The sequence below is a fragment of the Curtobacterium sp. PhB137 genome (assembly GCF_003814955.1).
Classification (GTDB): Bacteria; Actinomycetota; Actinomycetes; order Actinomycetales; family Microbacteriaceae; genus Curtobacterium.
This window is the reverse complement of the sequence record NZ_RKQO01000006.1, coordinates 53,346-79,807: the sequence shown is the minus strand read 5'-3', so window position 1 is coordinate 79,807 and position 26,462 is coordinate 53,346. Positions and strand designations below refer to the sequence as shown.

20 protein-coding genes are annotated in these 26,462 nt (G+C 70.6%); 11 read left to right on the top strand and 9 right to left on the bottom strand.

The window, feature by feature from the left end:
* Positions 1-2: 2 nt before the first annotated feature.
* Complete coding sequence (locus EDF28_RS10055; RefSeq protein ID WP_123938177.1) at positions 3-1,262, top strand: MurT ligase domain-containing protein; 1,260 nt, start codon at positions 3-5, stop codon at positions 1,260-1,262.
* Positions 1,259-2,032 carry a type 1 glutamine amidotransferase gene (locus tag EDF28_RS10050; RefSeq protein ID WP_123938176.1) on the top strand — a complete coding sequence of 258 codons (774 nt, stop codon included), beginning with the start codon at positions 1,259-1,261 and terminating at the stop codon, positions 2,030-2,032. The genes EDF28_RS10055 and EDF28_RS10050 overlap by 4 nt, the downstream gene beginning before the upstream one ends.
* A 137-nt stretch (positions 2,033-2,169) precedes the next feature.
* Here the strand turns inward: EDF28_RS10050 and EDF28_RS10045 are convergent, their stop codons facing one another.
* On the bottom strand, positions 2,170-2,394 hold the full coding sequence (locus tag EDF28_RS10045) for a hypothetical protein (protein WP_071255055.1): 225 nt from the start codon (positions 2,392-2,394) through the stop codon (positions 2,170-2,172).
* 168 nt (positions 2,395-2,562) lie between these two features.
* Here EDF28_RS10045 and EDF28_RS10040 point away from each other — a divergent pair, with 168 nt between their 5' ends.
* On the top strand, positions 2,563-4,689 hold the full coding sequence (locus EDF28_RS10040) for a type IIA DNA topoisomerase subunit B (protein ID WP_123340520.1): 2,127 nt from the start codon (positions 2,563-2,565) through the stop codon (positions 4,687-4,689).
* 257 nt (positions 4,690-4,946) lie between these two features.
* Here EDF28_RS10040 and EDF28_RS10035 read toward each other — a convergent pair whose 3' ends face one another.
* A complete protein-coding gene (locus EDF28_RS10035; RefSeq protein ID WP_123938175.1) occupies positions 4,947-7,433 on the bottom strand; it encodes a DNA topoisomerase (ATP-hydrolyzing) subunit A in 2,487 nt (828 codons plus the stop codon).
* 61 nt (positions 7,434-7,494) lie between these two features.
* On the opposite strand from EDF28_RS10035, the gene EDF28_RS10030 reads away from it, so the two are divergent.
* Entirely contained in the window at positions 7,495-8,661 is a 1,167-nt protein-coding gene (locus EDF28_RS10030) for an alkaline phosphatase family protein (RefSeq protein WP_123938174.1), read from the top strand.
* A gap of 28 nt (positions 8,662-8,689) precedes the next feature.
* Here the strand turns inward: EDF28_RS10030 and sepH are convergent, their stop codons facing one another.
* Complete coding sequence (gene sepH / locus EDF28_RS10025; RefSeq protein WP_185094206.1) at positions 8,690-9,715, bottom strand: septation protein SepH; 1,026 nt, start codon at positions 9,713-9,715, stop codon at positions 8,690-8,692.
* 276 nt (positions 9,716-9,991) lie between these two features.
* Between sepH and EDF28_RS10020 the strand changes: the two genes are divergently transcribed.
* Positions 9,992-10,291, top strand: a complete 300-nt coding sequence (locus EDF28_RS10020) for a DUF4193 domain-containing protein (RefSeq protein WP_031263038.1) — start codon at positions 9,992-9,994, stop codon at positions 10,289-10,291.
* Between the two features lie 99 nt (positions 10,292-10,390).
* Here the strand turns inward: EDF28_RS10020 and EDF28_RS10015 are convergent, their stop codons facing one another.
* Positions 10,391-12,508: an acyltransferase family protein gene (locus EDF28_RS10015; RefSeq protein ID WP_123938172.1), complete on the bottom strand. Its 2,118-nt coding sequence runs from the start codon at positions 12,506-12,508 to the stop codon at positions 10,391-10,393.
* Between the two features lie 29 nt (positions 12,509-12,537).
* Positions 12,538-12,975, bottom strand: coding sequence for a DUF3093 domain-containing protein (locus tag EDF28_RS10010; protein WP_123938171.1), 438 nt, complete (start codon positions 12,973-12,975; stop codon positions 12,538-12,540).
* Between the two features lie 66 nt (positions 12,976-13,041).
* On the opposite strand from EDF28_RS10010, the gene dut reads away from it, so the two are divergent.
* The 6 genes from dut (at position 13,042) to EDF28_RS09980 (ending at position 20,965) form a co-directional block, all read left to right on the top strand.
* A complete protein-coding gene (gene dut / locus EDF28_RS10005; RefSeq protein WP_111086382.1) occupies positions 13,042-13,533 on the top strand; it encodes a dUTP diphosphatase in 492 nt (163 codons plus the stop codon).
* Positions 13,530-14,267 carry a DUF3710 domain-containing protein gene (locus EDF28_RS10000; RefSeq protein WP_228505736.1) on the top strand — a complete coding sequence of 246 codons (738 nt, stop codon included), beginning with the start codon at positions 13,530-13,532 and terminating at the stop codon, positions 14,265-14,267. Before dut ends, EDF28_RS10000 begins: the two co-directional genes overlap by 4 nt.
* Positions 14,268-14,292: 25 nt before the next feature.
* Entirely contained in the window at positions 14,293-15,084 is a 792-nt protein-coding gene (locus EDF28_RS09995; protein WP_123938170.1) for a DUF3159 domain-containing protein, read from the top strand.
* 129 nt (positions 15,085-15,213) lie between these two features.
* Positions 15,214-18,030 (top strand): aconitate hydratase AcnA, encoded by a 2,817-nt coding sequence (gene acnA, locus EDF28_RS09990; RefSeq protein WP_123292691.1) that lies wholly within the window; start codon positions 15,214-15,216, stop codon positions 18,028-18,030.
* 200 nt (positions 18,031-18,230) lie between these two features.
* The gene (gene dxs / locus EDF28_RS09985; protein ID WP_123938169.1) at positions 18,231-20,162 is read left to right on the top strand and encodes a 1-deoxy-D-xylulose-5-phosphate synthase; all 1,932 of its coding nucleotides are present in this window, start codon (positions 18,231-18,233) and stop codon (positions 20,160-20,162) included.
* Positions 20,163-20,230: 68 nt separating this feature from the next.
* Positions 20,231-20,965, top strand: a complete 735-nt coding sequence (locus EDF28_RS09980; protein WP_123938168.1) for a hypothetical protein — start codon at positions 20,231-20,233, stop codon at positions 20,963-20,965.
* Between the two features lie 150 nt (positions 20,966-21,115).
* On the opposite strand, the gene EDF28_RS09975 is transcribed toward EDF28_RS09980, so the two are convergent.
* The 4 genes from EDF28_RS09975 to EDF28_RS09960 all read right to left on the bottom strand — a co-directional run bounded on the left by EDF28_RS09975 (position 21,116) and on the right by EDF28_RS09960 (position 26,439).
* A complete protein-coding gene (locus EDF28_RS09975; RefSeq protein ID WP_123938167.1) occupies positions 21,116-23,260 on the bottom strand; it encodes a 3-hydroxyacyl-CoA dehydrogenase NAD-binding domain-containing protein in 2,145 nt (714 codons plus the stop codon).
* Positions 23,257-24,456 (bottom strand): thiolase family protein, encoded by a 1,200-nt coding sequence (locus tag EDF28_RS09970; protein WP_395875172.1) that lies wholly within the window; start codon positions 24,454-24,456, stop codon positions 23,257-23,259. The genes EDF28_RS09975 and EDF28_RS09970 overlap by 4 nt, the downstream gene beginning before the upstream one ends.
* A gap of 148 nt (positions 24,457-24,604) precedes the next feature.
* Complete coding sequence (locus EDF28_RS09965) at positions 24,605-25,861, bottom strand: HRDC domain-containing protein (protein WP_395875083.1); 1,257 nt, start codon at positions 25,859-25,861, stop codon at positions 24,605-24,607.
* Positions 25,858-26,439: a DUF3000 domain-containing protein gene (locus EDF28_RS09960; RefSeq protein WP_123938166.1), complete on the bottom strand. Its 582-nt coding sequence runs from the start codon at positions 26,437-26,439 to the stop codon at positions 25,858-25,860. The genes EDF28_RS09965 and EDF28_RS09960 overlap by 4 nt, the downstream gene beginning before the upstream one ends.
* Positions 26,440-26,462 lie beyond the last annotated feature (23 nt).

Genomic DNA, 26,462 nt, shown 5'->3' with positions numbered 1-26,462 from the left:
CGATGCGGTTCTTCATCCCGATCCTGATCGGGCGGATCCTCCGTGCCCTCGCCAGAGCGCGGGGCGGGGGATCCGCGTACCCCGGCTTCATCGTGCTCAAGCTCGTGCCGGACTTCCTGCAGCACGTGACGAAGCAGTTCCCGAACGGCGTCGTCTTCGTGCTCGGCTCGAACGGCAAGTCGACGACCACGCACATGATCTCGGACATCGTCCGGGCGCACGGGCTCCGCGTGTTCACGAACCCGTCCGGGGCGAACCTGCCGCAGGGCATCGCGTCGGCGTTGCTGTCCGAGGTGTCGCTGACCGGTCGCCTGAAGGCGGACATCGGCATCCTCGAGGTCGACGAGGCCTTCGCGGTCGAGCTCGCCGGCATCCTGTCGCCGTCCACGGTGACGATGCTCAACGTGCAGGTCGACCAGCTGTACCGGTTCTTCGAGACCGAGCGCGTCGCCGACATGATGCTCGACACCGCGGCACTGTCCACGGCGAACGTCATCACGAACCGTGACGACCAGTTCCTCGACGCCTACGTGGCGCGCACCGGCCAGCGGGTGCTGCGCTTCGGTGCGAGCGCCGAGGTCGTCGCCGCCGCACCGAACGGCCTGCAGAACGCCGACGACTTCGACCGGCAGGACGCCCAGCCGAACGTCGCCGAGTCAGAGGTCGTCGTGAACACCGGTGACGGCGCGACGATCCGCTTCGACGGTGCCGACATCGCGGTTCGCCTGCCGGCACGCGGCCTGCACTACGCGGTCGACGCTGCTGCTGCCACCGCCACGGCCAGCGCGGCACTCGGCACGCAGTTCCGCGCCGACGCCGTCACGAAGGCCTTCGGCACGATGAAGCCGGCGTACGGCCGCGGGGAACGACTCCCGATCGCCGGCGAGTCCGCCGAGTTCACGATGTTCAAGAACGCCGCGAGCCTCCAGCTCAACCTCGACGCGCTGCCGGACCGCCCCGAGCAGGTCCTCATGGCGATCGACGAGGGCACGCCGGACATCTCGTGGATCTACGACATCGACTTCTCGAAGCTCGACCACGTCGACGTCGTCTCCGGTGACAAGGCCTGGCAGATCGCGATCGCCCTCGAGCACGCCGGTGTCCGCATCGGCCGGGTCGACCCCGACGTCGAGACCGCGATCAAGCACATGGAGCAGCTCGGGTCGACGACCAGCGGGACGAAGAACTTCATCGTCAACTACGAGATCATGATGATCGCCCGCAAGGCCCTCGGCCACCCGGACATGGAGAAGACCGCATGACGGCCGACCGGCTGACCATCCTGCACGTCTACCCCCGGCAGATGGGCGTCTCGGGGGACCGCGGCAACGTCGCGGCCCTCGTCCGCCGTGCCGCCGCGGCCGGCCTCGACACCGAGGTGCTCGAGTACGCGCCCGGCGACGTCCTGCCCGCCGCGGCCGACGTCGTGGTCATCGGCAACGGTCCGCTCAGCGCGATGCGCTCGCTCGGTGCCGACGTCGCCCGCATCGCCGCTCCGCTCCGTTCGTTCGCGAGCGACGGTGTGCCGATCATCGCCGTCGGCGGCGGGTTCGACCTGGCGACGAACGAGGTCGTGCCCACCGAGGGTGCTCCGCTCGCCGGGTTCGGCGTGTTCGACGCCCGAGCCGTCCGTGGTGCCGAACGTCGGGTCAACTACTTCGTCCTCGAGACCCGGTACCCGCTGCTCCCCGGCGCGTCGAAGCGGCTCGCCGGCTTCGAGGACCACGCCACCACGATCGAGCTCGCGGCCGGGGTCACCCCCTTCGCCGACGTCGTGTCCGGCGGCGGCAACCAGGCGGGCGCCCCGGTCGAGGGTGCGATCGTCGGCACGTCGTTCGGCACGCACACGCAGGGTCCGATCCTGCCGCTCAACCCGCAGCTGACCGACGGTGTCCTCGCCGCAGCCGCCGCACGAGTGGGCCTCGAGTACACGCCGGACCCGGAGCAGACGGCGACCATCGACCGCTACGCACGCGAGGCGCGCGCGACGGTCGATCGCTACGTCGACAAGGCGTTCAAGCGCATCGCGTGACGCTCACGAAGGCCGGGTCCCGACGGGACCCGGCCTTCGTCGTCTCCGCGCGTTCTGAGACGGGCAACAGACAGACGGGAGGCCCGGTGCCAGCTGGCCCCGGGCCTCCCGTCTTGCTGTGCTCGCGCCTTCGCGCGCTACTTCGACTCGTAGAGTCGGCTGCTCTCGTCGTGCCACTCGATGGCGGTCGCCGCGAGCTTGTCCTTGAACTCTGCGCCGTGGTGCGCGCAGAAGAAGAGCTCGCCGCTCGACATGGTGGCTCGGATGTAGGCCTGCGCTCCGCAGCTGTCGCAACGGTCGGCGGCGGTCAGCTGGTGGTTGCTGACTTCGTCGATGGAGGGGTCCTGCACGGTCTGGGTCATTGCTGTGCTCCTCACGGATCGCAGGTGGTGCCGGGTGGTTGCACCATTTCAACACGTGATGCCTGAGAACGATGCATTGTGCAGCGCTGTTTCGCTGAGCGCGGATCGGTTGTCCCCAGTGCGAGTGTCCGCGCCGAGGGTGTCGGTGCCGCTCGGTAGCATCGGACGGTGAGCTCCGACTACTCCGCACGCCATCTCTCCGTCCTCGAAGGGCTCGAGGCGGTCCGGAAGCGTCCGGGGATGTACATCGGCTCGACCGACTCCCGTGGGCTCATGCACTGCCTGTGGGAGATCATCGACAACTCCGTCGACGAAGCCCTGGCGGGGCACGGCGACGAGATCGGTGTCGTGCTGCACGCCGACGGTTCGGTCGAGGTCCGCGACACCGCCCGGGGCATCCCGGTGGACGTCGAACCGAAGACGGGCCTGACCGGGGTCGAGGTCGTGTTCACCAAGCTGCACGCCGGCGGCAAGTTCGGCTCCGGCTCCTACGCTGCCTCCGGTGGTCTGCACGGCGTCGGTGCCTCAGTGGTCAACGCGCTGTCCGAGCGCCTCGACGTCGAGGTCGACCGCGGCGGCAAGACCTACGCCATGTCGTTCCACCGCGGCGAGCCCGGCACGTTCGACGACGCCGAGGGCATCGGTCCGGACGCCCCGTTCAGCCCGTTCACCTCGGGCAGCGAGCTGCGGGTGGTCGGCAAGGTGAAGAAGGGCGTCACGGGTTCCCGGATCCGGTACTGGGCGGACCGGCAGATCTTCACCGCCGATGCGCGGTTCAGCACCGACGACCTGGTCACCCGGGCGCGGCAGACGGCGTTCCTGGTGCCCGGACTCGGCATCACGATCACCGACGAGCGCGTGTCCTCGATCGAGGCCGCTGCTGCGCGTGCCGAGGCGACGGGGACCGCCGTCGAGGCCGGCCCGGTCGTCGAGCGCTTCCGCTACGAGGGCGGCATCGGCGAGTTCGTCGAGCACCTCGCGGCCGACACCGCCGTCACCGACGTCTGGCGCGTGCAGGGCACCGGGACCTTCACCGAGACCGTCCCGATGCTCGACGACAAGGGCCACATGGTGTCCACGTCGGTCGAGCGCTCCTGCGAGGTGGACCTCGCGCTGCGGTGGGGCGACGGCTACGAGACGGTGTTCCGCAGTTTCGTCAACATCATCGCCACGCCGAAGGGCGGCACGCACCAGGCCGGCTTCGAATCCGGTCTGGTCAAGGCCGTCCGTGCACAGGTCGAGGCGAACGCCCGCAAGCTCAAGGTCGGGCAGGACAAGCTCGACAAGGACGACGTGCTCGCCGGCATGACCGCCGTGCTGACCGTCCGACTGCCCGAGCCGCAGTTCGAGGGGCAGACGAAGGAGATCCTCGGCACGCCGGCGGTCCGCAAGATCGTCGACCAGGTCGTGTCGAAGCGCATCACCGAGATCCTGACGTCGACGCAACGCACCGAGAAGGCCCAGGCCGCGACCCTGCTCGAGAAGGTCGTCGCGGAGATGAAGACCCGCATCTCGGCCCGCGCCCACAAGGAGACGCAGCGCCGGAAGAACGCGCTCGAGAACTCCTCGTTGCCGACGAAGCTCGCTGACTGCCGGTCGCAGGAGACCGAGGGCACCGAGCTCTTCATCGTCGAGGGTGACTCGGCCCTGGGGACCGCGAAGCTCGCCCGCAACAGTGAGTACCAGGCGCTGCTGCCGATCCGCGGCAAGATCCTGAACGTGCAGAAGGCGTCCGTGTCGGACATGCTGTCGAACGTCGAGTGCGCGTCGATCATCCAGGTCATCGGTGCCGGCTCCGGCCGGACGTTCGAGATCGACCAGGCGCGCTACGGCAAGGTCATCATCATGTCGGACGCCGACGTCGACGGTGCCCACATCCGCACGCTGCTGCTGACCCTGTTCTTCCGGTACATGCGACCGATGATCGAGCAGGGCCGGGTGTTCGCCGCCGTGCCGCCGCTGCACCGGGTGGTCGTGGTGAACCGCGGCAAGCCCAACGACACGCTGTACACGTACTCCGAGCAGGAACTGCAGACCGTGCTGAAGAAGCTCGAGAAGACCGGCAAGAAGTACCAGGAGCCGATCCAGCGGTACAAGGGCCTGGGCGAGATGGATGCCGACCAGCTCGCCGAGACCACCATGGACCGCGCGCACCGGACCCTGCGGCGGGTGAACATCACGCACGCCGAGAGCGCGGCGAAGGTGTTCGAGCTGCTCATGGGCAACGACGTGGCCCCGCGCAAGGAGTTCATCCTGGCCGGCGAGGGTCTGGACCGCGACCGCATCGACGCGTAGCCGCGCGGCGGCGCCGGGCGCGGTGCGTTCTCACGCACTGAGCGTCAGTTCACGCGGCTGGCGGCGCGCCAACTGTCGCTCAGCGCGAAAGTCCGCGCGCGTGCTCGACGGCGGCGCGTGGCGAGGCCGCCCCGCGCCTCCAGGCCGGCGGGGCGTGCGATCTGACGCGGTCAGCGACAGTTCACGCGGCCATCGGCCCGTGAACTGTCGCTGGGCGCGAAAGCGCGCGCCGCGCGCCGCGCCCCGGAGTCCGCGCGCTACGCGTCGCCAGCGGTGCCGTCGAGCGCCGCAGCACTGCCACCGATCGAGCCGATGACGGCCTCGAGCGGCGCCCCCGACCCGTCACGCTTCGACAGCCAGTCGGGCAGGGTCCGCGCGGCGCCGTCCGTACCGACCGCGTGCGGGGGAGCGATGCCCGCCCAGCCCACGGTGAGCCCGTCCTCGCCCTTCAGGAACGCGTGCGCCCGGACACCCTGGGTCGCCCGGCCCTTGGCGGGGAACTCGGACAGGGCGGAGACCTTGGCGCGACCGGAGTCGGTGCCCGGAAGCGCCGTGGAGGTCGTGGACACCGTGGCGACCACGGCGTCGTCGGACCGGGCGACGGACCCGAACCAGATCACCGAGGACCCGGACGCCAGCGCCATGCCCGCGACACCGCCGGCCGGCAGCCCCTGGGCACGGACGCCGGACGCGGGGAAGCGCAGGAGCTGGGCGTTCGAGCTGATGAACACCAGGTCGTCGGACTCGGGCGCCTGGGCAGCGCCGATCACCGCGTCGCCGGGCTTCAGGCCGATGGCGACGAACTCGGGCTTGTCGGGCCAGGCTCCGGGGACGACGCGCTTCACGACGCCCTGGGCGGTACCGATGGCGAGGGAGTCCGACGACGCGCCGGACAGGTCGACGAGTGCAACGACCGTCTCGCCCTTGGTGAGCACCAGGAAGTCGGTGACCCGCACGCCGGCGTCGAGGCGGACCGCGGCGGGCGGCACCGCCGGGACGTCGACGGGGGAGAGCCGCAGGACCCGCCCGGTCGAGGTCAGCGCGCCGACCTGGCCCCGGACGGTGCTCACCACGGCGGACCGGACGGCGTCGTGCTTGGAGCGCTTCGGCACGCGGACGATGCTGAGCTCTGACGTCGGGATGTCGACGCGGATGAGCCTTCCGGTGGTCGAGAGCAGCACGCGGCACGGCGAGTCGGCGACCTGGAGCGACTCCGGGTCGATCGCGGCCTTGCGACCGCCCTTGACCGGGGCGTCGGCCTCGGTGAGCAGCGTGCGGCGCGGGGTGGCGAACTTGTCGGAGACCTCGGTGAGCTCGAGCGCGACCTGGGCACGGAGCCGTTCGTCGGACGCCAGGAGTTCCTCGAGCGCAGCGATGTCGGCGAGCAGCTGGTCGCGCTCGGCCTCGAGCTCCATGCGCGAGAACTTCGTCAGGCGTCGGAGCCGCAGTTCGAGGATGTACTCGGCCTGCACCTCGGACAGGTCGAACACGTCACGGAGCCGGCTCCGTGCGGCCTCGGAGTCGTCCGAGGTGCGGATGACCTGGATGACCTCGTCGATGTCGAGGATCGCGATGAGCAGGCCTTCGACCAGGTGCAGCCGCTCGCGACGACGCGCGAGCCGGTACTCCGACCGCCGGGTGACGACCGACAGTCGGTGCTGCACGTAGACGTCGAGCAGCTCGCGCAGCCCGAGCGTGCGCGGGGACCCGCCGACGAGCGCGACGTTGTTGATGCCGAATCCGTCCTCGAGCGGAGTGTGCTTGTACAGCTGCTCGAGCACCGCGGTGGGGTTGAAGCCGCTCTTGATGCCGATCACGAGCCGGAGCCCGTGGTTGCGGTCGGTCAGGTCGTTGACGTCCGAGATGCCGACGAGCTTCTTGGACTGGACGCCGTCCTTGATCTTCTCGATGACGCGCTCGGGGCCCACCAGGTACGGCAGCTCGGTGACGACGAGCCCGACCTTGCGCGGCGTGAGGTTCTCGACGCTCACCTTCGAGCGGGTGCGGAACGTGCCGCGCCCGGTGGCGTAGGCGTCGCGGACCCCGGAGAGCCCGACGATGGTGCCGCCCGAGGGCAGGTCCGGCCCCGGGACGAACTCCATCAGCTCTTCGAGGGTGGCCTGCGGGTTCATCAGCAGGTGCTTCGCGGCCTCGACCACCTCGCCCAGGTTGTGCGGCGCCATGTTCGTGGCCATGCCGACCGCGATGCCCGACGCGCCGTTGACGAGCAGGTTCGGGAACGCCGCGGGCAGGACGCCGGGCTGCATGATCTGGTTGTCGTAGTTCGGGACGAAGTCGACGACGTCCTCGCCGAGGCCCTCGGTCATCGCCATCGACGGTTCGGCCAGGCGGGCCTCGGTGTACCGGGCGGCAGCGGGACCGTCGTCGAGCGAGCCGAAGTTGCCGTGGCCGTCGATCAGCGGCACGCGCATCGTGAACGGCTGCGCCATCCGCACCAGCGCGTCGTAGATCGCGCCGTCGCCGTGCGGGTGCAGCTTGCCCATCACCTCGCCGGTGACGCGGGCGCTCTTGACGTGCCCGCGGTCGGGCCGCAGGCCCATCTCGGCCATCTGGTACAGGATGCGCCGCTGGACGGGCTTCAGGCCGTCGCGCGCATCGGGCAGCGCCCGCGAGTAGATGACGGAGTACGCGTACTCGAGGAAGGAGCCCTGCATCTCCTCGGAGACGTCGACGTCCTCGATGCGCTCACCGTCGGGCAGGCCGACTGCGTCCGTGCGTGCCATGGCACCTTTCTGGAAGACCGGAGTCGCCTAGGAGACTCTGTCGTCTGGGAGACTCTGTGGAATGGGAACTAGCGTACCGACGGCCCCCGACGCCGCCGCGAACCTCGCCGACGTCTTCCCGAGTTGCCTCGTGGCGCTCGGGGCTGCGGACGGCGCGTGGTCGCGTGACCACGGCCTGGAGGCCCGGATCGCCCTCCGTCCCGCCCGTTCCGCGATCGTCGTCCTGGTCGACGGCCTCGGGAGCGTCGCGCTGTCGGCTCGCGCCGGGCACGCCCGCTGGCTCACGGCCGCCAAGGGCTCCGGCACCGCGAAGAAGCTGCGCAGCGGGTTCCCGACCACGACGGCCGCGGCGCTGAGCACCCTGACCACCGGACGGTCGCCCGGCACGCACGGCGTCGTCGGCTACAGCGGCTGGAACCCGGACACCGGCGCCGTGATGAACCTCCTGGGCGGGTGGGACACCGAGGTCCCCGCGGACTGGTTCCTCACCGAGACGCTCTTCACCCGCGCCGCGGAGCTCGGCGTCGACCCCGTCGTCATCGGCCCCGATCGGTACCGGGCGTCGGGCATGACCGCGAACGTCCTCGGCGGCGCGCGGTACGTGTCGGCGGACACGATCCCGGAGCGCATCGACGCTGCCCTGGCCGAGACCGCCACCGGTCGGTCGCTCGTGTACCTGTACGTGCCGGAGCTCGACTCGATCGGGCACAAGTCCGGGTGGCAGTCCGACCGGTGGACGGCGACGCTCGAGCTGCTCGACGGCGAGCTCGCCCGCCTCGATGCCCGCGGTGCGCCGGACGTCGGCGTCCTCGTCACCGCGGACCACGGTGTGCTCGACGTGCCCGACCACGCGAACATCGCCATCGACCCGCTCCTGTTGACGGACGTCGTCGGGGTGGCGGGCGATCCGCGGTGCCGCCAGCTCACGGTGGCGCCGGGCACCGACGTGCGCGGGCTGGTCGGGGCGTTCCGGGCGCGCTACGGCAAGAAGGCGTACGTCGCGAGCCGCGACGAGGCGATCGCCGCCGGGTGGTTCGGTGCGGTCTCGCCGCAGGTGGTCCCGCGCATCGGCGACGTGATCGTCGTGGCACGCGGGTCGTGGGCGTTCAACGACGACCGCGCGCTGCGGGACGGCGAGGTTCCGAAGCGCATGATCGGTCAGCACGGCGCGATGACCGACGAGGAGACGTTCGTCCCGCTGCGGCTCGCCGGCGCGTTCGCGCAGTAGCAGCCGGCCGCGGGTCAGTCCGAGTTGATCAGGCCGGGTCCTCCGGGCGGGTGCCGAAGACGATCTCGTCCCAGCTCGGCATCGACCGGCGGTTGCGCTTCTTGCGCTCCGCACGGCCCTCGGCTTCGGGCGCCGATGCCGGACGGGCGTCGGCCGACGGCGGGACGGTGTCGCCCTCGGGCTCGTCCTCGAACCCCTGCAGCGGGATGTCGACGACGCTGATCGAGGTGCCGCGGGCCGGCTCGTCGCGCTGCTCGCCGAACGAGGCGGCCTCGCGCTCCCCACGGCGGCGGCGGAGCGCCTCGAGCAGGTCGGCGGTCTCGTTGCCGGGTGCGCGCTCCTCGACGGCCGCCTGGCCGATGCGGGGCAGCGGTGCACGGAGCGGTGCGCGGTCGGAGACGTCGGGGTTCGTGACGGCCTCGTCCTCTTCCTCGACGCGGAAGGCGCCGGAGTCGAAGCGGGTGCCGTCGTCGTCCTGCTGCTCGTACTCCACGGCGCGCAGGCGGGGCGCGATGCCCTCGTCGTCGGTGTGCGAGAGCCGGTGCGCGTCGCCGTTGTCCGGCACGAGCGTCGAGGTCTTCGGGTCGAAGCGCCACTGGGCGTCGTGCTCGACCTCGGCCGCGGTGTAGCGGACCCGGACCTGCCAGCCGCTCTCCGGGTGCTTCCACGAGCCCCAGCTGATCGCGGTGGCCTCGCCGGCCTCGAGCTTCGCGGTGATCGCCGCGCCGAAGGTGTCGGGGGCCTCGTCGTCGACCGGGGTCACCGGGACGCGGTGCGAGGCGTCGAGGACGAACGCGCGCTCGGCGAGCACCGGGCCCTCGAAGCGTCGGACGTACTCGACGTCGACGTCGAGCGCGGCCGCGACCTCGGCGGCGTCGGCACCACCACGGATGCGGGCCTGGACGTCCTTGGGGGAGACCCGCTTCTGCGGACCGGCGTCCGGGTTGGCCTGACGCACCTGCCCCGGCAGCGAGGACGTGACGGGCAACCGGAACTCGGTACCGCCGTCGGTCGCCAGGAGGAGTGCGCCTGCCTCGACTCCGATGACTCTCACGTCTTGCATGGTCCAGCCTTCCCAGCGTCGCGTACGGTCGTGCGTCGTACCCCGTGAGTATGCAGTGGTCGCGGACGGTTTCCACGGAGGCGCACGGGCGTGCCGCGGAGTCTGCGCATCAGTGGCGACGGGTGTCGGGAATGTCCCGATCCGGTCACGGGTTGCAGCGCCGTGACGACCCGCCGCAGATCTCGGTTTGCACTCTGGCGGGACGTAGTGCAAACTGTCGCCGCCGATCACCCGGCGACGACCTCTCGATACGAGAAATGGATGGGCATGGCCACCGATTACGACGCCCCCCGGAAGACCGATGACAACTCCGATTCGGAGTCGATCGAGGCCCTCAAGGAGCGCGTTCCCGACAAGATGTCGGGGGTCGTCGACGATGATTCGGACAACCCCGGCAGCTTCGAACTCGCCGGGCAGGACCTGAGCGACGTCGACCTCGACGTCGTGGTGCTGCCCCCGCAGGTCGATGAGTTCACCTGCGTCGAGTGCTTCCTCGTGAAGCACCGCTCCCAGCTCGACCACGAGTCGAAGCTCGGGCCGGTCTGCGCGGAATGCGCAGCGCTCTAGACGCACTGATGACCGAAGGCCCCGCATCCTCCAGGATGCGGGGCCTTCGTCGTACGGTGCGGTGCGGACGCGCGCCGGGCCTCCCGTCAGCTGTGCGTGTCAGCGTCGCAGCAACGCGTCCCAGTCGACTGCGCGACGCAGCACCGGGACCAGGCGGTCCGCGAACGCTCTCGTGGTGTGCACCTGGTCGACCCGGACGAGCGTGTCGTCGATCACCGCGGGGCACGACGAGCCGTCGCTGCTGCACGACCACGCGGCCATGTCGACGTACGCCGCGCCCGGTCCGCTCGAGCGGACCGCGGCGGCCTCCGCGGTGCGTTTCGCTCGGGCGTCCGGGGTGACCGAAGCGGCGCACGGTCCGAACCCGTGGATCCGGTCGGGGCACGTGGATGTGTCCGGACCGTACTGGGGTGCGCTGAGCACGAGCACGCGGCGGTGGTCGCGGCGGAACGCGCGGATCGTCTCGGCCATCGACCGTTCCCAGAGCGCGGCTGCACGGCCCGCTGGGAGGTCGCCGAGGTGCTCCCGGTACTCGCCCGTGACGGCGCTGATGACCACGAGTCGGGGGTCAGCCGCTGTGACCGCCCGGTGGAGGGCCCGTTTGGCCGTCAGACAGGCATCGGACCACCGGTGCCGCACCGCGCGTGTCGGGATGACGGCGCTGCAGCTCGCCACGCCTGTCACGCCGATGGCGGTACCCGTCGGTAGCGCTCCGACGACGGTCGGCGACCACGCGACGGTGGTGGAGTCGCCGACCACGAGCACATCGGCCCCGGTCGTCGCGCCGCACGTCCGGAGGGGCTCGCCGACGCCGACGAGGCAGCCGCCGTCACGCATGGCGGGCGGCAGGGAGGCGCGGGTGGCACCGGCGGCGAGTGCTGTGGCGTCCGGGTGCCCGTCGACGGCCACGGCGGTGCGGAGTGCGCGAGCGTCCGCGAACGGGAGTCGCTCGGGGGCGTTCGTGGGTGGTCGCTCGAGCAGCCGCGCCGCGGAGGCCGGATCCCCGACGGTCATCGTGGCGACCGACAGTGTGACCACGATCGCCGGGACCACCAGTGGGAGCCGTCGGAGCCGTCGGAGGCGCTGTCGGTGTCGTGGCCGGTGCCCGACGGGACGTCGGGTCCGGAGCGGCTCCTCGACGTACCGCGTCGAGAGGGTGGCGAGTACGAGTGTGACCGTCACCGCAGCCGCCGTGCCCATCGCCCCGGGGGCGACGACGGCGGCGAACACCAAGAGCGGCCAGTGCCAGAGGTACGCCGAGTAGGAGACCCGACCGAGCGCGACCACGGGCCGGACCACCCACCGCACCGCGGGGAGCCGGAGCTGCAGGTCGCCGGCCACGAGCACCAATGCGGTCCCGACGACGACCGGGACCGTCGGGAACGGCGACACGGGGGCGAGGAGCACCCCGATGATGACGCCACCCGCGCCGACCGATCCGAGCCCGACGGTGACGGCTGTCGGCAGTGCCCGCGGCGTCGGGTGCGCGGTCACGGTCGACCGCGTCGCCACGGTCGGCAGCGTCGCCACGGTCGCTCCGAGGAGGAGCTCCCATGCCCGGGCCAAGGTCTGGAAGTAGGCAGAGTCCGTGACGGGACCGGCACCGACGGCGACGACGGTCCCGACGGCCGTGAGTGCGGCGACCACAACAGGGACCAAACGAGCGCGCCGACGTCCGCAGACCGCCAGGACGGCGAGCAGGAGCACCGGCCACACGGCGTAGAACTGCTCCTCGACGGCCAGCGACCAGAAGTGCCGGAGCGGCGAGGCCGCGGTCTCGGCGAAGTAGTCGGCATCCTGGCGGACGAGATGCCAGTTCATCGTGCCGACGAGCGCCGCGAGGGCGTCGCCGAGCACGGACACGAACCTGGGCCGGAACCAGAGCGCCGCCGCGACCGACACGGTGACGACGACGACCACGAGCGCGGCGGGGAGGAGACGCCGGATCCGACGCACCGCGAACCCGACGAGGTCGATGCGGCCGGTGCGGACGTGCTCAGCGAGCAGGCTCCGCGTGATCACGAACCCGGAGAGGACGAAGAACACGTCGACTCCGAGCCACCCGCCGGCAGGGGTGCCGAGCGCGTGTTCGGCGATCACCAGGGCGACCGCGACGCCGCGCAGGGCCTCGACATCGATCCGCTTCGTACTGGGTGGTTTCGTACGGGGTGGTTTCGTACGGGGTGGTTTCGTACGGGGTGGTGGAGAACGATCCATCACCTCAGACTGGCATGTGAGATACCAGGTCAGCGCGTATGTTGCATGGCCTCGACCACCTTGGTGGGCTGCCGGACGCTGACCAGCCAGTAGGGCGTCGGATCGGCGTCGTCGCGGACCTCGACCTTGACGACCCCGCGCACGTAGCCGCGGAAGAGCGTCCACGCTCGTGCGTCGAGCTTCGGGCCGCGCTGCGTGGTCGCCTCGGCGCCCTCGAACGCCTCGACGCTGCCGACGAGTGCGCGGGGGAGGTGCGCCTTGCCGGCGCGGAACTCGCTGTCCGTGACCTCGATGGTGGGTGCGAGTGCCCACAGGAGCACGAGGACGCCGAGCTCCATGCCGATCGCCACGAGCACACCGGCGAGCACGCTGATGGGCAGGAACACGAGCAGGGTGGCGGGGATGACGAGCGCCGTCGCCAGGTACAGGGCGGGCGGGGCCCAGAGTCGTTCGCGGTACAGGGTCACGGGTCCATTCGACCACGACTCGGGGCAGGTCACGGTCGGGTCACGTCTCTGCACTACCCTCGACACGTGACCGAACCAGTCGACGTCCTCTGGACCGGGGAGAACCGCCCCGGACACGCCCACCCCGGCGACGCCGGTGCCGACCTCGTCTCGACCGAGGCCTTCGTGCTGCAGCCGGGCGAGCGCCACCTGGCCGCGACCGGGCTGCGGATCGCGCTCCCCGAGGGGTACGCCGCCTTCGTGGTCCCGCGCAGCGGGCTCGCCGCCAAGCACGGCATCACCATCGTCAACAGCCCGGGCACGGTCGACTCCGGGTACCGCGGTGAGATCAAGGTCTCGCTGCTCAACACCGACCGGTCCGAGCCGTACGAGGTGCACGTGGGTGACCGGATCGCACAGCTGATCGTCATGCCCGTGCCGCGGGTGACGTACACGCACGTCGAGGAACTCCCCGACAGCGTCCGGGGCCAGGGTGGCTTCGGCTCGTCCGGCTACGGTGACCGGAGCGGTGCCGTGACCGGCGCCGCCGATGATGTTCAGGAAGGAACGCGCGCATGAAGTTCGGTCGACGCAAGCGTGACGAGGGCGAGGTGGCCGAGGTCGAGGTGGCCGAGGCCGTCGCCGACGAGGTCGAGATCGCGGACACGACCCCCGAGGTCGACATCGCGACGGACGCCGACGCGGACCTCGACGAGGTCGACGGGGTCGCCCCGACGGACAAGTCCGCACCCGAGGACCGCGCCGAGAACGGCCCGCACGACGAGACCGAGGCGAACCTGGTCCGTCCGTACGTCGACCTGGGCGGCGTGAAGGTCCTGCCGCGCGAAGGCCTGCACCTGCGCCTCGAGGTCGAGGAGGGCTCGCAGCGCGTCGTCGCGGTCGGGCTCGACTACGACGACTCGACGCTGCAGGTCCAGCCGTTCGCCGCACCGCGCTCGACGGGTCTGTGGCACGAGATCCGCGCACAGATCGCCGAGCAGATCGAGCGCCAGGGCGGTGTCGTGACCGAGGTCGACGGCCCGTTCGGCCCCGAGCTCCGCGCGTCCGTGCCCGTCGCGGTCGACGGCGACGGCGGCACCGCCGGCGTCCGGCCGGCCCGCTTCGTCGGCGTCGACGGCCCGCGCTGGTTCCTGCGCGGGGTGATCGCCGGCAAGGCCGCCGAGCAGCCCGACGACGCGAGCGAGATCGAGGAGCTGTTCCGCAGCGTCGTCGTCGTGCGCGGCACGACGCCGATGCCGCCGCGCGACCTCATCCCGCTGCACATGCCGAAGTCGACGCAGACCGCGATCTGACGACCTGACCCGCCCTGGAGGCACGGTGCCGGAACACGACGACACCCACCGACCCGAGACGGCCGGGTCCGAAGCCGTGCCCGCGTCCGCTGGGATCCCTGACGCTGCGTCGGCTGCGCCGTCGTTCTCGGCGCAGTTCCGCGACGCGGTGCAGAACGCGGGCATCGCCCGCGTCGCCCCTGGCGAGGCGCCCTCCGGGCGCGCGCTGCTCGGAGCCGTCGGCGGGATCCGCGGGCTCGCCGAGTCGGTGCTGCCCGGGTTCGCGTTCCTCGTCGTCTACGCGATCACGAAGGAGCTCGTGCCGAGCGTCGTGATCCCGGTCGTCGTCGGACTCGTCTTCGTCGTGCTCCGCCTGGTGCAGCGACAGTCGCTGACTATGTCCTTCGCGGGCATCCTCGGCGTCGCGGTGTCGGCCGGCCTCGCCCTCATCACCGGACGCGCCGAGAGCAACTTCATCCCGGGGATCATCATCAACTCGGTGTGGTTGGTCGGGCTCCTGGTGTCACTGGCTGTCCGCTGGCCGCTCATCGGTCTGGTCGTCGGGTTCCTGCTGCCGGCGAACGAGGACGGCTCGCACGTCGACTGGCGCGCCGACCCGGTCAAGCGCCGCGTGCTGACGGTCGCCACCTGGATCTGGGTCGGGCTCTTCGCACTCCGCCTGGCCGTCGAGGTGCCGCTCTACCTCACCGCGCAGGTCGAGCTGCTCGCCGGCCTCAAGCTCATCCTCGGTGTCCCGCTCTACGCCGCCGTGCTCTGGGTCACGTGGCTGCTGGTGCGCACCGTGTTCGTGCGGAGGGACGACGCCGCCACGGTGTAGAGTTGTCTCGACATCAAGAGACTTTCCCGTCCGGCGCTCCGGCGTCAGCGGGATTAGGTTTGCCTTGCTGGTGGGACGGACCACGGCCCGCGATGATGAGGGCAAACCGATCAGTAGGGAGGCGGCACGGTGGCTGCAGTCAATAGCTTCGGCTCGAAGGACACACTGTCGGTTGGGGGTGTCGACTACGCGATCCACCGGATCGACACGGTGCCCGGGCACGAGAAGCTCCCGTACAGCCTGAAGGTGCTGCTCGAGAACCTCCTCCGCACCGAGGACGGCAAGAACGTCACCGAGGCGCAGATCCGCGCGCTCGGCTCCTGGCGCCCCGACGCCGACCCGGACACCGAGATCCAGTTCTCGCCGGCGCGCGTCGTCATGCAGGACTTCACGGGCGTGCCGTGCATCGTCGACCTCGCCACCATGCGCGAGGCGATGGCGGACATCGGCGGCGACCCGAACAAGATCAACCCGCTGTCCCCGGCCGAGATGGTCATCGACCACTCGGTCATCGCCGACCTCTTCGGCAGCACGGACGCACTCCAACGCAACACCGACCTCGAGTACGAGCGGAACGGAGAGCGCTACCAGTTCCTCCGCTGGGGCCAGACCGCGTTCGAGGACTTCAAGGTCGTCCCGCCGGGCACCGGCATCGTGCACCAGGTCAACATCGAGTACCTGGCGAAGGTCACCTACACGCGTGACTTCGACGGCGAGACCTACGCCTACCCGGACACCCTCGTCGGCACCGACTCGCACACCACGATGGTGAACGGGCTCGGCGTGCTCGGCTGGGGCGTCGGCGGCATCGAGGCCGAGGCAGCGATGCTCGGCCAGCCGGTGTCGATGCTCATCCCGAAGGTCGTCGGCTTCAAGCTCTCCGGTGAGATCCCGGCCGGCGTGACCGCGACCGACGTGGTGCTCACCATCACGCAGGAACTCCGCAAGCACGGTGTCGTCGGCAAGTTCGTCGAGTTCTACGGCGAGGGCGTCAGCGCCGTCCCGCTCGCGAACCGCGCCACCATCGGCAACATGTCGCCCGAGTTCGGCTCGACCGCGGCGATCTTCCCGGTCGACGACGTCACGCTCGACTACCTGCGTCTGACCGGTCGCGACGAGGCGCAGATCGCCCTGGTCGAGGCGTACTCCAAGGCCCAGGGCCTGTGGCACGACGCCTCGGTCGAGCCGGCGTACTCCGAGTACATGGAGCTCGACCTCTCCACGGTCGTGCCGTCGATCTCGGGGCCGAAGCGTCCGCAGGACCGCATCGAACTGTCCAAGGCGAAGGACCAGTTCGAGGTCGACCTGAACAACTACACGACCCCGAGCGAGCAGACCGACCTCGACGACGCGGTGGAGGAGACCTTCCCGGCCTCCGACCCGATCGCCGCGGGCTCGACCAACGAGGACACCAACCTGCACGAGCACGTCTACGTGTCGAGCGCCCCGTCGACGGCCTCGGCCCCGACGAAGGTCGCGATGGACGGGGCCGACCCGTTCACGATCGACCACGGTGCCGTCGCGATCGCCGCGATCACCTCGTGCACGAACACGTCGAACCCGTCCGTCATGATGGCGGCCGGCATCCTCGCGCGGAACGCCGCCGCCAAGGGCCTCACCTCGAAGCCGTGGGTCAAGACGACGCTCGCCCCCGGTTCCAAGGTCGTCACCGACTACTACGAGAAGGCCGGTCTCACGACATACCTCGAGCAGCTCGGCTTCTACACGGTCGGCTACGGCTGCACCACCTGCATCGGCAACTCGGGCCCGCTGCCCGAGGAGATCTCGCAGGCCGTGCAGGACAACGACCTGGCCGTCACCGCCGTCCTGTCGGGCAACCGCAACTTCGAGGGGCGCATCAACCCCGATGTCAAGATGAACTACCTGGCGTCCCCGCCCCTGGTCATCGCGTACGCCCTCGCCGGGTCGATGCACTTCGACTTCGACAAGGACGCCCTCGGCAAGGACCAGGACGGCAACGACGTCTACCTGCAGGACATCTGGCCCGACGCGGCCGAGGTCCAGCAGGTCATCGACGAGTCGATCGACACCGAGATGTTCACCCACGAGTACGGCTCCGTGTTCGAGGGCGACGACCGCTGGAAGAACCTGCCGACCCCCACGGGCGACACCTTCGAGTGGGACCAGGAGTCGACCTACGTGCGGAAGCCCCCGTACTTCGAGGGCATGACCATGCAGCCCGACGCGGTGTCCGACATCTCCGGCGCCCGCGTGCTGGCGAAGCTCGGTGACTCGGTCACGACCGACCACATCTCGCCCGCCGGCTCGATCAAGGCGGACAGCCCGGCCGGCAAGTACCTGGCCGAGCACGACGTGGACCGCAAGGACTTCAACTCCTACGGCTCGCGTCGCGGCAACCACGAGGTGATGATCCGCGGCACGTTCGCGAACATCCGCCTGCGCAACCAGCTGCTCGACGGCGTGGAGGGCGGTTACACCCGTGACTTCACGACCGCCGACGGCGAGCAGTCGTTCATCTACGACGCCTCGCAGCACTACCAGGAGCAGGGCATCCCGCTCGTCATCTTCGGTGGCAAGGAGTACGGCTCGGGTTCGTCGCGCGACTGGGCGGCCAAGGGCACGAACCTGCTCGGCGTCCGCGCCGTCATCACCGAGAGCTTCGAGCGGATCCACCGCTCGAACCTCATCGGCATGGGCGTCGTCCCGCTGCAGTTCCCGGCGGGCGAGACGGTCGAGTCCCTCGGGCTCGACGGCACCGAGGTCGTCTCGATCTCGGGCCTGACCGAGCTCAACGAAGGCCGGACCCCGAAGACCGTGCACGTCACCGCGACGCCGAGCGAGCACTCGCCCGCCGGCAAGCAGCCGGTCGAGTTCGACGCGGTCGTCCGCATCGACACCCCGGGTGAGGCCGACTACTACCGCAACGGTGGCATCCTGCAGTACGTGCTCCGGTCGCTCGTCTGAGCGAGCCGAGCACGGGTCGCTGACGCGACCACAGGACGGACTGGAGGCCCGTGGCGAACCCGCCACGGGCCTCCCGCGCGCTCCGCATGATGCGACGCGCCAGCGGCGCGCGGCGCCAGCGCCGACCGAGCCTGCGAGGTCGGTTGAATGGGAGTCCACGAGAATAGAGTGGGCCGACAGCCCCCACGAAAGGAGCGCCCGTGAGCCTGCTCAGCAGCATCACGTCGCCGCGCGACCTGAAGCGTCTCTCCGACGTGCAGATGACCGAACTCGCCGCCGAGATCCGCAGGTTCCTGGTGGCCGAGGTCGCGAAGACCGGTGGGCACCTCGGGCCCAACCTCGGCGTGGTCGAGCTGACGCTCGCGATGCACCGGGTGTTCGACTCCCCGAACGACCCCTTCGTGTTCGACACCGGGCACCAGTCGTACGTGCACAAGCTCGTCACCGGGCGGCAAGACTTCTCGAAGCTCCGCGAGCGGGGCGGCATCGCCGGCTACCCGCAGCGGAGCGAGTCCGAGCACGACATCGTGGAGTCCTCGCACGCGTCGTCGTCCCTGTCCTGGGCCGACGGGATCTCCCGCGCGTTCGGGCAGACCGGACAGACCGACCGCACCGTCGTCGCGGTGGTCGGTGACGGCGCCCTCACCGGTGGGATGACGTGGGAGGCGCTCAACAACATCTCGGACGACAACGACCGCCGCCTGGTCATCGTCGTCAACGACAACGGCCGCTCGTACGCTCCGACGATCGGCGGCATGGCGCGGTTCCTCAGCTCCATGCGCACGCGGCGTGAGTACCGGGCGCTGTACGAGACCTCCCGGGCCGTGGCCGATCGCTTCGGTGCTCCCGGCCGGGCCGTGTACCGCGGGATGCGCGGGGGGCTGCACGGGTTCCTGTCGCGCTTCACGAACAACGAAGCGCTGTACTCGAACCTCGACATCAAGTACATCGGGCCGGTCAACGGACACGACCAGCGTGCGATGGAGGCAGCGCTCCGGCAGGCGAAGGCCTACGGCGCCCCGACGATCGTGCACGCGATCACCGAGAAGGGCCACGGGTTCGAACCCGCCCTGCGCGACCAGGCCGACCAGTTCCACGCCGTCGGGCACATCGACCCGGAGACGGGGGAGTCGCTCGACGCCGCGTCGGGTCCGTCGTGGACCTCGGTGTTCGCGTCGACCCTGGCTTCTGTGGGCGATTCGGACCCCCGTGTCGTCGCGATCACGGCAGCGATGCTCCGACCGACCGGACTGCACCTGTTCCAGGAGCAGCACCCCGACCGCGTGTACGACGTCGGCATCGCCGAGCAGCACGCCGTGACGACCGCCGCCGGTCTCGCCTACGGCGGCCTGCACCCCGTGGTGGCGCTCTACGCGACCTTCCTCAACCGCGCCTTCGACCAGGTGCTGATGGACGTCGCGCTGCACAAGGCCGGCGTGACGTTCGTGCTCGACCGTGCCGGCATCACCGGACCGGACGGACCATCGCACCACGGGATGTGGGACCTCGCGTTGCTGCAGGTCGTGCCCGGCATCCGGATCGCCGCACCGCGTGACGCAGCAACCCTGCGCGAGGAGTTCCGCGAGGCGATCGCCGTCGACGACGCCCCCACCGTCCTCCGGTGGTCGAAGGGCCAGGTCGGGCCCGACATCCCCGCCGTCCGTCGCCTCCACGATGGTGTGGAAGTGCTGCACGCCGCTGCGGACGGCGTCGAGGACGTGCTCTTCGTGGCCGTCGGCTCCATGGTGCCGACGGCGCTCGAGGCCGCGGCGCTGCTCGAGGCGCAGGGCATCGGCGTCACCGTCGTCGACCCGCGCTGGGTGGTCCCGATCCCGGGCTCGCTCATCGAGCTGTCGCGGACGCACCGGCTCGTCATCACGATCGAGGACGGCGTGCGCGTCGGTGGCGTCGGGACCCGACTCCGGCAGGACCTGCGGGCCGCCGGGGTCGACACGGGCGTGAACGAGCTGGGGCTGCCCGACGAGTTCATCGACCACGCGACCCGGTCGCAGATCCTCGCCGACGTCGGACTGACGGCGCAGGCGATCGCCCGCGACGTGATCGACCAGGTCGTCGGGACGAAGTTGCCGCAGGCGAAGCCCGCGCGGTCGCGGGAGTCCGCCGACCGCTAGGCGGGTCGCGGAGGGTCACGCATGCCGACAGGGGCATGTCCCTCGGGGACGTCTGGCAGGATCGCCGCATGCGACGGGGGTTCAGGACGACGGCGGTGGCGATCGGTCTCGCGGTGGTGGCGCTGTCCTCAGGGTGCGCAGCGATGAACGACGGCACGGTCACGCCGGAGCTCGGTGCAGATGCCCGGGTCGGCGCCAGACAGACGATGCACCGTGTGGTCGACTGGGAGGGCACCGCCGCAGTCCACCGGGTTGATGCCACCTGGACGGACTCGTGCGGCCACGCGAGCAACTCCGGGTTCTTCCAGCCCGCTTCGGGCACGACGTGTCGGATCGACGCCGGAGCGGTGTACACGATCGACGGTGCAACCACACCGGTCGACGCGGTGCGCATCGCCGGACCGGCGCTGCGCACGGGCGGCCTGACCGACGAGGACCTCGTGGCACAGGCGATCCAGCCGGACGGCTCGACACCGTACTTGGTCGACATCGGTGGGCGGCAGTCGATCGCACTCGGCAACGACCTCGGGCAGGACCGGTTCGCGGTCGTGCGGGTCCGCGGTTGGGACGGGTCACTCGGACTGTGGCAGTCGGAGGGGTCGTCCGTCGTGCAGTCCGCACCGGGTCTCGGCGTCGACGGACGCGACGACGCGGTCCGGGCGAGCGGGGCGGACTACGTGCTCGTCGTGACGCACAGCGCCGCGTACTTCACGTCGTACGACAACGAGCCGCCCGAGCCGCCGGCACCACGGCCGTCGGTCCCGCCGTGCTTCAGCGGCAGCAACGACTGCGTCGGTGGTTGACGGCGGGCGCTGTCGGAGGCGGCGGACGTCGGGGATGCTGGCGGCGGCGGCCCGCATCAGTGCCGCACAACCGAAGTCACCCCGAACCACGGCGATCTGCGGTTCGGGGTGACTTCGGTTGTGCGGGGGGGGGGGGGGGACTCGCGCCGGCTACCGGGAAACCGGGCCGACGATCAGTGGGTCGTGGAAGCTCCCACCGAACACGCGCTCGGACGCACCACTGCGGTCGAGGTAGGGGCTGATCCCACCGGCCTGGAACGGGTAGCCCGCGCCGAGGATCAGGCCGAGGTCGATCTCCTCGACGTGCTGGACGACCTCGTCCTCGAGCATGCGGTGCAGCTCGTCGGCGAGGGCGTCCTCGAAGCGCTGCTGCATCGCGGCGGCGTCGACCGGCTTCGCGTCCTTCTTCGACGGCGCGACGAGCTTGACGGCGGCGGGGTCGTACCCGGTCGCGTTGCCCTTCTTGTCGCGGGTCAGGATCTTCCCGTACTCGGCGATCTTCTTCAGCCCGTCACCGGGGTAGAAGCGCTCCGGCCAAGCGGCGTGGTGCGAGTCGAGCACGTGCGCACCCACCGGCAGACCGACGAGCTCGAGCAGTTCGAACGGCGACATCGGCAGTCCGAGCGGCGCGGCACCGGCCGCCACGACGTCGAACGAGGTGCCCTGCTCGACGCCGCGCATCGCCTCACCGAGGACCCGTGCGAGCACCCGGTTGACGACGAAGCCCGGCTGGTCGGCCGTGATGATCGCCGTCTTCTTGAGGGTCTTCGCGACGGCGAGTGCCGTGACGAGCGTCTCGTCGGAGGTGTCGGCAGTGCGGACGACCTCGAGCAAGGGCATCACGGCGACCGGGTTGAAGAAGTGGAACCCGACCAGGCGCGACGGGTCGGACAGCACCGAGCCCATCTCGGAGACGGACAACGACGAGGTGTTGGTGGCGAGGATGGCGTCCGGCGCGATGACCTGCTCGATCTTCCGGAAGACCTCTTGCTTGACGCTCATCTCCTCGAAGACGGCCTCGATCACCCAGTCGGCGTCGGCGAAGGCGTCGTACGACACCGACCCGCTGACGAGTGCGGTGATGCGGTTCGCGTCGTCGGGGGAGATCCGCCCCTTCTCGAGCAGCTTGCCGACCTCACCGCGGATCCGCTCCACACCGGCGTCGACGCGGGACTGGTCGACATCCGTGATCACGACGGGGACGCCGAGTCGTCGGGCGAAGAGCAGCGCGAACTGCGATGCCATGAGACCAGCACCGAGGACGCCGACCTTCGTGATCTTCTTCGGCTCGACACCCTCCGGAGCACCGACGGGCTTCTTCGCACGCTTCTGCACCAGGTCGAACGCGTACATCGACGCGGCGAACTGGTCACCGGAGAGCAGGTCGGCGAGGGCGTCGTCCTCGTCGGCGAACCGTTCGTCCAGGGAGCCGCCGCGAGCGGCGGCGACGAGGTCGAGCGCGCGGAACGGCGACTTCGGCACCGTCCCGATCTTCGACGCGACCTGCCCACGGGCGACCTTGACGACCGTGCCCCAGGCAGCCTTCTCGAGCATGCCCGGTTCGCCCGGCCGCTTGACCGACACGCGACCGGCAATGACGCCGTCGGCCCACGCGACGGCTGACGGCAGGAACGTCACCGACGGGATCAGCGCGTCGCCGATGCCGATCTCGACCGCGGCCGCTCCGTCCATCAGGCGGTTGTTCTTGAGGGGGTTCTCCACGATGACCCGCAGCGCGCGCTCCGGACCGATCAGACGGGGGAGCAGCGTCGCGCCGCCCCAGCCCGGGATGATGCCGAGGAAGACCTCGGGCAGGCCGATGCCCTGCGCCGCGGACGAGAACACCCGGTAGGTGCAGTGCAGTCCGATCTCGAGCCCGCCGCCGAGGGCGATGCCGTTGATGAACGCGAACGACGGCACGCCGAGGTCGGACAGCTTGCGGAGGGTGGCGTGGCCGAGGGCCGCGAGGTCGTGCGCCACGTCCCGCGACGGCACGGACGCTGCCTGCGACAGGTCGGCACCGGCAGCGAAGCAGTACTCCTTGCCGGTGATCGCGACGCCCTGGATCGTGCCGGCCGTCGCCTCGGTCTTCAGGGTGTCGAGCACACCGGAGAGTTCGCGCAGCGTCCGCGGCCCGAGGGTGCTCGGACGCTTGTAGTCCTTGCCGTTGTCGAGCGTGATGAGCGCCAGGGTACCACCGGAGGGCATCGTGACGTGCTTGACGAACGAGTGCGTGACGACCTCGTCCTCGCTGAGTTCGGACAGACGGTCGGTGTCGACGGTGGTCATGCTCATGCCCCCTTCCGAGCCGAACGTGCTGCGGACTTGCTGAAGCCGGGGTTCTCCCAGATGACGGTGCCGCCCTGGCCGAGTCCGATGCACATCGTGGTGATGCCGTACTGGACGTCCGGACGCTCGGCGAACTGCGCGGCGAGCTGGTTCATCAGGCGGACACCGCTCGATGCCAGCGGGTGGCCGACGGCGATCGCGCCGCCCCACGCGTTGACGTTCGTGGAGTCCTGCGCGATGCCGTAGTTGTCGAGGAACGCGAGCACCTGCACCGCGAACGCCTCGTTGATCTCGAACAGGCCGATGTCGTCGATCGACAGGCCGGCCTTCGACAGCGCCTTGTCGGTGGCGGGGACCGGGCCGACGCCCATGACCTCGGGCTCGACGCCGGCGAAGGCGAACGAGACCATGCGCATCTTCGTGGGCAGGCCGTGCTCCTTGGCGCCCTCGGCCGAGGCGAGCAAGCTCATGGTCGCGCCGTCGTTGAGGCCGGCGGCGTTGCCGGCGGTGACCCGTCCGTGCGGGCGGAACGGCGTCTTCAGCGCGGCCAGCGCCTCGAGCGTCGTGCCCGGACGCGGCGGCTCGTCGGTGCTGATGACGTCCCACCCGTCGCCCTTGTTCACCTCGACCGGGATGACGTCGGGCTGCAGCTTGCCGGCGGCCCACGCCGCGGCGTAGCGCTGCTGGGACTGGACGGCGTAGGCGTCCGTGCGGTCCTTCGTGATCGCCGGGAAGCGGTCGTGCAGGCGCTCGGCGGTGGACCCCATCACCAGCGCGTCGCTCGACACCATGCGTTCCGCGATGAACCGCGGGTTCGGGTCCGAGTTGAAGCCCATCGGGTGGCGTCCCATGTGCTCGACGCCACCGGCGATCGCGATGTCCGCGGCACCGAAGGCGATGGCACCCGCGAGCGTCGTGACGCTCGTCATGGCACCGGCGCACATGCGGTCGATCGCGTACCCGGGGACCGACTTCGGCAGGCCGGCCAACATGCCGACGGTGCGGCCGAGGGTCAGCCCCTGGTCACCCTGCTGCGTGGTCGCCGCGACGGCGACGTCGTCCACCGCTGCGGTGTCGAGCGAGGCGTTCCGGTCGAGCAGTCCGCGCATCGCGTGCACCGCGAGGTCGTCGGACCGGGTCTTCCAGAACACCCCCTTCTCGCCGGCTCGTCCGAACGGTGTCCGAACTCCGTCCACGAACACGACGTCTGATGCCTTTGGCAATCCGGGCCTCCCAGATCCTCATCGATCGGGCCGGAACGCTGGTCGCTCCGGCCGGCCGGGCCTCGCCCGGCGACGCTCCCGACGCTATGCCCCCAGGCTGGGCGGCCGCATGCCGGTTGGGCGGTTCCTACGACTCGACGTCATCCGTCGGCGCGGGCTGCTGTGCAGCAGCGACAAAGGCCGACGCGATGATCGAGGAGAGTTCCTCCACCTGCCAGGGGCGGGCCTCGTGTGCGGCGAGGGCGGCCCCGACCAGCTCGGTCGACGGCGGCGACGGCGGTGCCCACGAGACCACACGCAGGGTCTCCGGCGTGAGCAGGTTCTCGAGCGGGATGTCGAGCTCCTCGGACCGCTTCGTCACCGCGGCCCGTGCGGCCTTGTACCGGCGGTCGGCCGCGGGGTTGCGGTCGGCCCAGGCGCGGGGCGGCGGGAGCGTCGCTTCACCGGATCCGCGGAGCTTCGGCAGGTCCTCGGTCGTCAGGCCTTCGTCGACCGCGGCCCACCAGCGATCGAGCTCGGAACGGCTGGCGCGACCCGTGAAGGCCTTCAGGCCGCCGAGTTCGGCGCGCGACGACGGTGCGGCGGCTGCCGCTGCGACGATAGCGGCGTCGGGGATCGTGCGCCCCGGAGCGATGTCGGCGGCGCGGGCGTACTCGTCACGGGCGACCCAGAGCGACCGGGCGATCGCCAGGGCGCGGGCGCCACGGAGCGCGTGCATGCCGGACAGCCGGCGCCACGGCTCGGCACGGACGGGCTTCGGGGCGCGGTGCAGCACCGCGTCGAACTCCTCTTCCGCGATCCGGGACTTGCCGGCCTCGTCGAGCTTCGCGGCGAGGGCGTCACGCAGGTCGGGCAGGAGTTCGACGTCGAGCGACGCGTACACGAGCCACGACTGCGGCAACGGCCGGGTCGACCAGTCCGCTGCCGAGTGCGCCTTGGCGAGCGTGATCCCGAGCAGCTGCTCGACGACGGCGCCGAGACCGACGCGGGGGAACCCGGCGATGCGGGCTCCGAGTTCGGTGTCGAAGATGCGGGTCGGGACGAGACCCACCTCCTGCAGGCAGGGCAGGTCCTGCGAGGCGGCGTGGAACAGCCACTCCTCGTCGACGATGGCCGCCTGCAGTTCGGAGAAGTCGCCGATCGGGATCGGGTCGAACAGGAACGCACCGGCACCGCGACGGAACACCTGGATCAGGTAGGCGCGCTGCGAGTAGCGGTAGCCGCTGGCGCGCTCGGCGTCGACGGCGACGGGCCCGTGACCGGCGGCGATCGCCGCGACGGCGTCGAGGTAGTCGTCGCGCGAGTCGATGACCTTGACGGCCTCGTGCGAGTCCTCGAACGCGGGGTCCGGTGCACCGGGGGTCGAACTGGCGGGGTCGGTCACTTGGCGAGCCTCCTCGGGGCCAGCAGGGTCACGCCGTCCGAGGCAGGAGGCAGACCGGCGAGCATGGCGACGATGTCCTGCCATGCCTGGACGTGTGCGGTGAGGTCGTCGCCGCGGGGCGTCCACGACGCGCGGAGTTCCAGCTGGGCGCCGTCGCCCTGTGCGGCGAGGTCGCCGTACCCGCGCGAGATGATCTTGGTGGCCGTGCCCGAAGCGTGGTCGTACTCGGCACCGTGCGTCTCGAGCGCGTCGACGAGCCAGCTCCACGTGACGTCGGCGACGAACTCGTCGACACCGATCTCGGGTTCGAGTGGTGCTTGCGCGAACGAGACCACCCGGAACGCGCCGCCCCAGCCCTCGGGTTCTTCGGGGTCGTACAGGGCGATGAACCGTCCGGTGCCGAGGTCCGACTCGACGCCGTGCGCGGTGCCGGACACGTCCGCCGCCAGGGCGATCGAGAACGGTGCGATCCGCGTGGGCGAGGGGATCTCGGTGACGGTGGTCTCGGAGCGGCTGCTGCCGGAGGACACGAACGCGCGGAGCCGCGCGAAGGCGTCGGGCTCTCGGGTTTCGGACACACATGCAGACTAGGCTCCGGGCC